Here is a 9467-nt window from a genome sequence, read left to right on the forward strand (position 1 = left end):
GCCTATCCCTTCGTTCCGCTTGCGGACGATCGCGCACTTGATGCGCTCTTGCCTGCTCCAGCGCCGGATTTGGGCCAGTGCTGGCTAACCCACTGCTGATACTCCTCGGGCGTGAGAACTCGCAGGATACCTTTCATCGCGAAGTGCGAGTTCCCGCAAAGCTGGGAGCATGCGATTTCATATTTGCCGGGCTGCGTTACCTCGAACCATGCGGGGATTTCCCGGCCGGGAATGATGTCCTGCCTAAGCCGCAACTGCGGCACGTAGAAACTGTGGATCACGTCCTTCGACGTCATGAGCAAGCGAATCACCTGGCCCGCGGGAACCGTTAAAAACGTAGTTTGGACCAAGTCGTTGGGCGTGCCGAACTTGCCGTCGGGGCCCGGATAAGTGAATTCCCACCCGAACTGGAGCGCTTCCAACTTTACGGTCAATGCCGGGGTAGGACTTTGTTCCTTGACCAGATCCCAGACCGGCTTTGCCCGAACATCGATCGCCACATCAAGGAAGGCGACGATTACGACTGGGATCAGCACCCATGCCAACTGGCGCAGCGACTCGCCTGGCACAAAGGCCGCCCGTCCGCCCTCTCGGCGACGGTACAAGATGACGAACGCCAAAAGTGTACCCTCGGCCAAGACGAATGCCGTGCCGACCACATAAATGATCAGCTTGAGCACCGAGTCGATGCTCGGACCGAAGGTGGAAACGTCCTGAGGAAGCCAGCTTAAGATCATAATGCTTATTCAAGCCGCGACATGCTCTGTGGTTTGACAGGGGCCACTCCGAACCCTGAGCACTCTTGGTTTGATCGGGTCAAACCTCACCTTCTGGTTCCGTCCGCTCTATTAGCGATTCTCAAAATAAATGTCAAACGTGCTTAACATTGCCGTCAAACGTACCTAAATATTGCCGCGGATCTTCGTAAATGCCGGTCTCGGCTATGGGCGCACCGATTCGACGCTGCGCGATCTACACCCGCAAATCGTCCGAGGAAGGACTGGAGCCAAGACTTCGACGCGATCGCGGCAGGTCGTCAGCCTATGAGGCCTGCGTCAGATCGATCAGCTGTGAAGCAGAAGCGAGTTGATCCGCATTGAGGGCGGCACTTGCCAACGCATCGGCATTGCGGCGGCCGAGAATCGGAGCGGTCAGCGCCATGAATTTGCGCGTCAGATTCTCCCGTTGCGCAACCAGGTCGGATGCCGGCTGGCCCGAGTCCGATTCGGCCTGAAAAATCCGTCCGTTGCTTTTGACGACGACCGTCGCGTGCGTGGATGGAGTCTTTTCGTCGCGCACGATACGGATCCGATTGCGCAAGGACACCACGCGCTCTTCGGTCACCTTCGCATCGGTGAAAGTCTCGAGATTGCTGGTATCTTCCCCGAGCAGCGCCATCGCGGTCGTCGCGCGCAAGCTGAATTTCGCTTCGAGGCCGGTCTTCGGCTCCTGGATATTGCAGACGCCGAAAAGCGCAGGATGAACGCGCACCTCCACTTCATCGATGGATTTCGGATCGACGCGATTCTCGGCGCGAATCTGCTCAGCCGCATTAATCGGCGCGTGCGTGAGATAGCATGAGGCGTGGTACTTGAAGAGCGTCTCGCGAATCAGGAAGCGTCCAGCGAATCGATCGAGCACTTCGCGCGACGGTTTTGCGCCGGCGTGCGTAACGGCGAATCCCTGCGCGGTCTCGATGATTTCGGGATTGGAAGTGTAGCCGCCGCGCGCGGCGAGTGCGCTGAACAGTCCATTGGATGCGGCGCGCCCCGCATGCAGCGGCTTCGCCATCGTTCCGAAACCCGACTTGAGCCCCGCAGCTTGCGTACCCGCAAGCCCGAGTGCGCGCAGCCATCCATCCTCGTCCAGCCGCAGCATATGCGCGCATGCGGCAGCGGCGCCGAAAGTTCCAACGGTCCCGGTGGAGTGAAATCCGATCGCGTAATGCTGTGCGCCGATCAATGCGCCCAGCCGGCACTCCAGTTCGATGCCGATGAGCAGCGCTTCGAGCACCTCGCGCCCGCTCAATCCGGCGCTGTCCGCCAGCGCGAGCACCGCAGGTATCACCGGGACCGACGGATGACCGCCCATCGCCGTGTGAGTGTCATCGAAATCCAGCGCATGGGCCGCCGCTCCATTTACCAGCGCCGCCGACAGCCGCGACGCGCGCTGCTTGCTCCCGATGAGTCCGGCTTCGGACGATCCTTCAGGCTTGACGATCTCATTGATGAGGATCTCCGTCAGCGGTTCGCGCGATCCGGCAACTGCGACGCCGAGGAAATCGAGGATGCAGTGGCGTGCGACCTCGCGCGCATCCTCCGGCGCCTGGTCCCATCGCATGGCGCGAACCGCGCGGACCAAATCGAGTGTGGCAGCGAAAGCGAAATGTTCCGGCGTTTCTGAAGTACTCATGCGGCCAAGCTCCGTCGAATCACCCAGGCGTTGGACCCTTTCATGGGTGCGAAATCTACCACACATTTTCGCGGGGTGTTCACGGCGGATGCGCACCTCCGCGATGCACGGCTTGCCCATTGCCGCAAGGGTGGGTTATCGTCCACGCCAAGCGAGCGAGCATAGCCCGCCCATCAACAAGGAGATCGGTCAGATGCGCGAAGTTTCGATAGTCGGCGCCGGGATGGTGAAGTTCGGAAAGTACCTCGACACCAGTATGAAGGTTCTCGCGCGAGATGCGGTAAACGGCGCGCTTTCGAGCGCCGGGCTGGAGCAAAAGCAGATCGAGGCTGCGGTCGTCGGAAACGCGGCGGCGGGCCTCATCACCGGCCAGGAATGTATCCGCGGACAAGTCGTGCTGCGCGAGATGGGCATCGGCGGCATCCCGATCGTCAACTGCGAGAATGCCTGCGCCAGCTCCTCGACCGCGTTTCATCTCGCGCACCTGTATGTCGCCTCGGGCATGTACGACGTGGTGCTCGCGCTGGGCATGGAGAAGCTTTACCACGCGGATAAGAAACGTACGTTCGCGGGATTCAGCGGGGCCGTCGATGTGGAATTGGTGCAGCAGTTGCTCGCAGACATGAACGCGCAACAGGCCCGGCTCCAGGCCGAGCGCGAAGCTCGCGGCGAGGCGCCCAAGAAGGCGGGGGGCGCGGGAGAATCGCGCTCGATGTTCATGGACTTTTACGCGGCGGGCGCCCGCGCGCACATGATGCGCTACGGCACCACCCGCGAGCAGTTCGGACGCATCGCGGTCAAGAACCATCGCAACGGCAGTCTGAATCCGCACGCGCAATATCAAGAGGTTTACAGCCTGGAGGACATTTTGAGCTCTCCGATGGTGGCTGATCCGCTCACGCGGCTGATGTGTTCGCCCATCGGCGACGGCGCCGCAGCGGCTATTCTGTGCGCTTCATCGGTCGCCCATCGTTATACCAACAAGCCGGTCAAGGTTCTCGCTTCGCTGTTGTCGTCGGGAAGTGATCATGGCGCCGACCAGCCAGGCGTGGTGCCCCGCGTCGCGAAGCAGGCCTACGAGAAGGCGGGTGTCGGACCCGAAGATCTCAGCGTGATCGAACTGCATGATGCGTCGGCGCCGGCCGAGTTGATGACCTACGAGGAACTCGGCCTGTGCAAGCCCGGCGAGGGCGGGAAGATGATTGACGAGGGCGTCACCGAAATTTCCGGCCGCATGCCGGTGAATACGTCAGGCGGGCTGCTCGCGAAAGGTCATCCGGTTGGCGCGACGGGAGTGGCGCAAATCTGCGAAATCTTCTGGCAGCTCCGCGGCGAGGCCGGAAAGCGCCAAGTCTCGAATCCGAAGGTCGGCCTTACCGAGAATGGAGGAGGCATGGTTCGCGCCGAAGCGGCGGCGGTGTCGATTCACGTTCTCGGGATCTGAGCTCCGCAAAAATATACGCTGTCCAAATGATTGACCCAATCTCCGGGTCGATCTGTGTTCTGAAAATTCAGCGGCCGCGGACGAAATGAACCACGGCGCGGCGAAACGGTACTTCCCATCCTTGAACTCGATCCATCGCCCGCGGTCCGTGACCTGACCTCCCACGTCGATTTGTGTGCGCATCGAGGTGCGCGGGACGGAGATGGTGCCCCCTGAGGGATTCGAACCCACGGCCCCAGGATTAGGAATCCTGTGCTCTATCCATCTGAGCTAAGGGGGCACCGGAAAATTCGCTGTTATATTAAACGGTTACGAGCTTCACCGATTTTGGTCGGCGCTGACGGGCAGATTCAGTGCCCACTTTTTGCCCACTTTTTTTCGACTTCCCCAAGAAGCCTTTAGCGAACCGATCGATCGCGCCGGTGTCAGCATCCTTAAACCAATGCGAGTAAACCTTGAGCGTGACCGCCGGGTTCGAATGCCCGAGCCGGTGTTGCACCTCCGTGATGGGCGCGCCAGCGGCGATGAGTCCGCTCGCATATGAGTGCCGCAAGGTCTTGACGTTGGCGCTCCGGAGCTCCGCCCGACCTAGAGCCGGATAGAGGCCCTGCCGCAAAACGTTCGATCGATGCAGCGGTTGGCCGTCGAGCCGACAAAAGACGAGGTCGTGTTCGGAGTGCGGGCTCTGCAATTTCCAGATCTTCAACATGGCGACCAGTGCCGCTGGCAGCGGCAGCGTGCGATAGCCGGAACGCGTCTTAGGCTCGTAAAATTTCGGCCGCACTCGACCCTTCTCCTCCAACCCGCGTGACCACGAAAGCGAGCGTCGGACGGAAATTCGAGCGGCGTCGAGTAAAACGTCGGTCCACTTCAGGGCGTACACTTCCTCCGGCCGCATGCCCGTTGCCGCGACGGTCGCAAATAGAGTCCGATAAAGGCCGGGCGCTGCGTGATCGAGCAGCTTCTTGATCTCGTCGACGCTCAAGACCTCGTCGGGCCGGACGGCACGCAATCCCTTCTCGCTCTCGTCGGTTTGGTCGGCGACAGTTAATTCCGCAACCGCCCTGCGCGGCCGCTCCGCGATTGCCGCCGGATTGTTGGCGGCCCAACCGCGGCGTTGTGCGAGTTTGAATACTGCGGCGCAGGTGGTCAAGACCGCGCTTATCGTTTTGGCGCCCAAGTTCGCGCGCAGTTCATCGCGCACGCGCTCGACCGCGGCTACGTCAATCCGATCGAGCCGAAGGTTGTCGAGCTTGGCCAGGTGTTTGAGATGAACGCGCCATCCTTGCACGGTTGCTGGATGGCGATCGGCCTTATCGCGTAACCATTCCTCGCCGGCCTTCGCGAACGTGGGAATTTTCTCGGGCGAGATGTACTCGCCGCGCGCAACTTTGTGTGCCGTTGTCGCGAGATGTTTTTCGGCTGCCTTCTTGGTCGGGAACTCAATCCGCTTCCGAGGTCCCGCGAGTCCTTGCGGCCGGTAGTCGAGCCGCCAGGGACAATCGCAATCTCCGCCCACACATTCCGCTTGGTGATACCGCTTGATCAAAGCCATAGTGCCCTCACCTCTTCCCAGTCCGCGACTTTTCTTCGGCGGCGATTTTCTGGAGCAGTCTGGAGGCTGGTTCGGAGATCGCCATTTCGCCGCGCTCCCAGCGAGCCACGGTGTTCGAGGTTACTCCCACGGCCTCGGCCAAGGCCATCTGAGTCCAGCCCAATTTTCCCCTGAGCGCACGAATATCCACACCGGTCATGACTATACGGAGCGTATAGTCGAACCGAAGAAAAGTCAAGCGGCTTGGTTAGCGCGCTCTGTCAGAAAGCGCTCTACTTCTTCGATTCTGAACCGAACGTAGTGACCGAGTTTGAAGGAAGGCAGATTGCCGAGGCGAGCCTGTTCTCTGACCCACGATTCCGGGACGCCGAAAAGCTTGGCGAGTTCGGGCGCAGCCAACAGTGCACTCGCGTTGCTGAAGCTTCGAGCCGCGATACGCTGGCTCAGCATCAGGGAGAGTAGCGCGCCTTCGAGCGTCTTGAGCGCGGCGACGCGCGACGCGACCTGGGTCAAGAGTTCTGGAACGGATTCGAGAACCAGACCTTTTGCGCGTGATGGATCGGAGACAAGCTCGTCGATCATTGCGGACGACAGGGGTGCCCGCGGCGTGACTGGGTGCGGCGGTTGGTACGACATAGAAGACCCCCAGCATCGAAAGATCCCCGCAACCCCACACTCATCCGATGTTCTGTTGAGCAACGGCGGTGCCGTTCCTCGATCTGGCCTGAACGCCGACCGACTAGCCGCGATCCGGTTGTGGACACGCCGTCGCACAGAGAGATTTGGCGATCATTTGGCGGAAGAGAAAGTGTGCCTGTGCAATTTCTGCACACTTGGCGAAAAGCGCCCGAGAAGCTTAGCCGATTCGCCGATTTCACCGATCAGGTGTGCAAAATCGGCACAATCTGCGCTCGGTGGTCCGTACACGAATTCCCGCCGCCTGGCGGAGCGATTGCGAGTTCGTAGGCATCGATGATGAGAAAATTATTTAGCCGCGTGCGGTCGAGGCGCGAGTCACCGCCTCGCTTGGTCTCGCCAGCGAGCAATCGCCCTTCTTGGTTCGGCGCTTGAGATTAGGCGAACAGGGCAGAGCCACGCGAGAACGTCCTTCCGCAAGGGTCATTAAGGTTTTGTTAACAGCGGGGTAAAAAGAAGCGACCTGTTGACAGGTTATCCACAACCCTACTATGTGTACGCCTCGGCTGTGCGGCGGAGGTGGGGTTCGATTTTTAGAGACTCGCGAGCGAACATTGGTTGGTCGGTCGCTAGCGATACGCCGGGCCATACGCCTGATTGAAGAAGCCGCTCCCACGAGCGCGCCGGTGATCATTACTGGCGAGAGCGGTACGGGGAAGGAGCTGGCCGCACGTGCAATCCACGACAAATCGCCGCGCCATAGGCGGCCCTACGTCGCCATCAATTGCGCGGCCGTTCCTGAGACCCTGATCGAAAGCGAACTGTTTGGCCACGAGCGCGGCGCCTTCACGGGTGCGGATCGCCGTCGCGAAGGCTGTTTCGAACGTGCGAACGGCGGAACCCTTCTGCTCGACGAGATCACCGAGATGCGGCCGGAGATGCAGGCCAAACTGCTCCGCGTTCTCGAAGATAAGAAGATTTCGCGGCTTGGGGGCTCTGGGGAGGTTGCGGTTGATGTGCGGATTCTGGCCGCCTCCAATCGTCCGCTTGAGCGCGCTATCCGCGAGGGTCGGCTACGCGCAGATTTGTACTACCGGTTGTGCGTGTTTCCGATTGAACTCCCGCCGCTGCGCGACCGGCTCGATGATGTGCCGTTACTGGCCGAAGAGTTCATCCGCGCATTTAACCTGGAGCATCGCAAGGCGGTTCAGGGGATCGCTTCTGATTGCCTGGACGCCCTCAATGCCCATCACTGGCCGGGCAACGTTCGCGAGTTGCGCAACACGATCGAGCGCGCCGTCATCGTGTCCAAGGCGCCGATGCTGTCGGTTGGTGATTTATCGACAACTCTCGCCTCTCAACCGGGGTCGGAACTCGGCTTCATGGTTCGACTTGGCTCCACGTTGGAAGAGGTCGAAAGCGAGTTGATTGCCCGGACGATTTCATTTGCCGGTGGGAACAAGTCCCGGGCCGCAGAAATTCTTGGTGTCGGGCGGCGAACCCTATACAAGCAACCTGATCGCTACAAAGCGTACGAAACGAACGGCCATTCCAACGGCCGCCCGCCCCGCAATGGCCGAAACGGCCTAACCTGACGGCGGCATCACACCGCACATCGTGCGGCGATGCATTTTTCCGGAGAAAAGTTGGGCCGGCAGGTCGAACTCCGGGGGCGGAAAGGCGGACCGAACGCGTCGCGCTGGGGCTGATGCGGGAAACAGCGCAGGAATAGCGGAAGGGGCGGACGATTACGCCAGCCGGCAGATCCCCGCCCCCTCTGGATAAACGAGCGAAATCAGTTTGAGCGCGCTCTGGTAACTTCCTATAAGGTATCAGACCAATGGCAGTTGTTGCGGAGTTGATGGTGCCCAGGGAGGCTCCGAAGCCCCCTCTAAAATGGGCGGGCGGGAAGCGTTGGCTGGTTCCGTACCTCGCACGGTTGTGGAAGCCGCATCAATCCCGACGATTCGTCGAACCGCTGTGCGGCGGGCTGGCGATCTCGCTCGGCCTGAATCCCAAACGCGCGCTGATAAACGACATCAATCCACACGCGATAAATTTCTACCGCTGGCTCAAGAAGGGTCTCCGCATCTCACTCAGAATGCAAAACGACGAGACCTACTTCTACACGCGTAGGCTGCGTTTCAATCAGCTCATCAGCCAAGGCAAAGCAGACAGCAAAGAAGCAGCCAGTCTTTTCTATTATTTGAATCGCACCTGCTACAACGGTCTGTGCCGCTTCAATCGCAAGGGCGAATTCAACGTCCCGTTTGGCCGGTATAAGAATCTCAACTATAAAAGAGACTTCACCGAGTATGTGTCGGCCTTTGCTGCTTGGGAGTTTCGGTGCGGAGATTTCGCGAGCCTTGAGCTACAGACCGATGACTTTATTTATGCCGATCCGCCATACGACGTTGAGTTTACACAATACTCCAAGGAGAACTTCGGCTGGGACGACCAGCTGAGATTGGCCAAGTGGCTTGCTCGGCACAATGGCCCAGTCGTGCTCTCCAATCAGGCTACAGACCGAATCCGGAACCTATATAAGGAGTTGGGATTCGAGGTTGTCGTGCTAAAAGCACCTCGCCTTATCAATTGCACTGGCGACCGGACACCTGCTGAGGAAGTCTTAGCCATTAGAAATCTATAGTCATATGGCCCACCGCGATACTGGCACCGGAGCCGTACTGGAGAAGATGATGCTGCCCGCCCTAGAGCGGGGCGGCTACTCCTGTCACGCACAGGTCCGAAACGGAACGAGGCTAGGCGGCGGGACACACTTCGTCGACATTGTGGCAGAAAAAGGTGGCCAAAAACTGCTCATTTCTGTGAAGTGGCAACAGGTGTCAGGGACCGCCGAGCAGAAGGTTCCGTTTGAGATAATTTGCTTGGAGGACGCCCTAAGAAGTGGCGAATATCAACGCGCCCTTGTTGTGCTTGGAGGCGATGGCTGGAAACTCCGGGATTTTTACGTCGCCGGGGGATTGGACGACTATCTGAAGCTCTCCGGCAAAGTAGAAGTCTTGACTTTGGAAGCTTCCATTGGGAGGGCGAATATGGGAAAGGTGTGAAGAGAGGTGAAAGGGGATGCCGCCAAAATCCGACGAAAAGAAGACGGAGAACCAACGGAAGGTTTTCGAGTTCCTTGCTGACCATTTCAAATCGCAAGAGCCGTTCACCAAGGGTGAACTCGAAAGTGTGACAACTTGGCAGGGTGCCTCGTTTTCAACCTACTGGTCTAAGCAATACAAACGATTTTTCGTTCCAGCTGGAGGCAACTCGTTTCGAGTGAGCTGTACGTCGTCAGAACCTTTTGGACAAGTCAGCAATCGATTTAAGAGAGGATCTGGCCCATCTGGGTTGAGGTTGAGGCTGCAGTTGAGTAGTGCAGCCGGCGACGTTGGTCGAGGGTCTGCTGCC

Annotated in this window: 10 protein-coding genes and 1 tRNA gene; 5 read left to right on the plus strand and 6 right to left on the minus strand. The window is 59.3% G+C overall.

Features of this window, described 5'->3' with window-relative positions:
• Positions 1-2: 2 nt before the first annotated feature.
• Complete coding sequence (locus ABR989_RS06630; RefSeq protein ID WP_428126786.1) at positions 3-737, minus strand: cytochrome c oxidase subunit II; 735 nt, start codon at positions 735-737, stop codon at positions 3-5.
• A gap of 304 nt (positions 738-1041) precedes the next feature.
• A complete protein-coding gene (locus tag ABR989_RS06635; protein WP_428126788.1) occupies positions 1042-2412 on the minus strand; it encodes an MmgE/PrpD family protein in 1371 nt (456 codons plus the stop codon).
• Between the two features lie 193 nt (positions 2413-2605).
• On the opposite strand from ABR989_RS06635, the gene ABR989_RS06640 reads away from it, so the two are divergent.
• Positions 2606-3856 carry a thiolase family protein gene (locus ABR989_RS06640; protein ID WP_428126789.1) on the plus strand — a complete coding sequence of 417 codons (1251 nt, stop codon included), beginning with the start codon at positions 2606-2608 and terminating at the stop codon, positions 3854-3856.
• Positions 3857-4059: 203 nt separating this feature from the next.
• Here the strand turns inward: ABR989_RS06640 and ABR989_RS06645 are convergent.
• The 4 genes from ABR989_RS06645 to ABR989_RS06660 form a co-directional block, all read right to left on the minus strand.
• Positions 4060-4136 (minus strand) — tRNA-Arg (locus tag ABR989_RS06645).
• A 21-nt stretch (positions 4137-4157) separates the two neighbouring features.
• Positions 4158-5411, minus strand: a complete 1254-nt coding sequence (locus tag ABR989_RS06650; protein WP_428126791.1) for a tyrosine-type recombinase/integrase — start codon at positions 5409-5411, stop codon at positions 4158-4160.
• A gap of 7 nt (positions 5412-5418) precedes the next feature.
• On the minus strand, positions 5419-5610 hold the full coding sequence (locus ABR989_RS06655) for a helix-turn-helix domain-containing protein (protein ID WP_428126793.1): 192 nt from the start codon (positions 5608-5610) through the stop codon (positions 5419-5421).
• 35 nt (positions 5611-5645) lie between these two features.
• Positions 5646-5993: a helix-turn-helix domain-containing protein gene (locus ABR989_RS06660; RefSeq protein WP_428126795.1), complete on the minus strand. Its 348-nt coding sequence runs from the start codon at positions 5991-5993 to the stop codon at positions 5646-5648.
• Between the two features lie 605 nt (positions 5994-6598).
• Here ABR989_RS06660 and ABR989_RS06665 point away from each other — a divergent pair.
• From ABR989_RS06665 to ABR989_RS06680, 4 genes are all read left to right on the plus strand, one after another.
• A complete protein-coding gene (locus tag ABR989_RS06665) occupies positions 6599-7642 on the plus strand; it encodes a sigma-54 interaction domain-containing protein (RefSeq protein WP_428126797.1) in 1044 nt (347 codons plus the stop codon).
• Positions 7643-7887: 245 nt separating this feature from the next.
• Entirely contained in the window at positions 7888-8697 is an 810-nt protein-coding gene (locus ABR989_RS06670) for a DNA adenine methylase (RefSeq protein WP_428126800.1), read from the plus strand.
• A gap of 4 nt (positions 8698-8701) precedes the next feature.
• A complete protein-coding gene (locus ABR989_RS06675) occupies positions 8702-9118 on the plus strand; it encodes a PD-(D/E)XK nuclease superfamily protein (protein ID WP_428126802.1) in 417 nt (138 codons plus the stop codon).
• A gap of 16 nt (positions 9119-9134) precedes the next feature.
• Positions 9135-9467 (plus strand): hypothetical protein (locus ABR989_RS06680; RefSeq protein WP_428126805.1); only part of this gene is annotated, 333 nt, incomplete at its 3' end.

Origin of the sequence: Binatus soli (SeqCode) (assembly GCF_050015535.1) — a bacterium.
Lineage (GTDB): Bacteria > Desulfobacterota > Binatia > Binatales > Binataceae > Binatus > Binatus soli.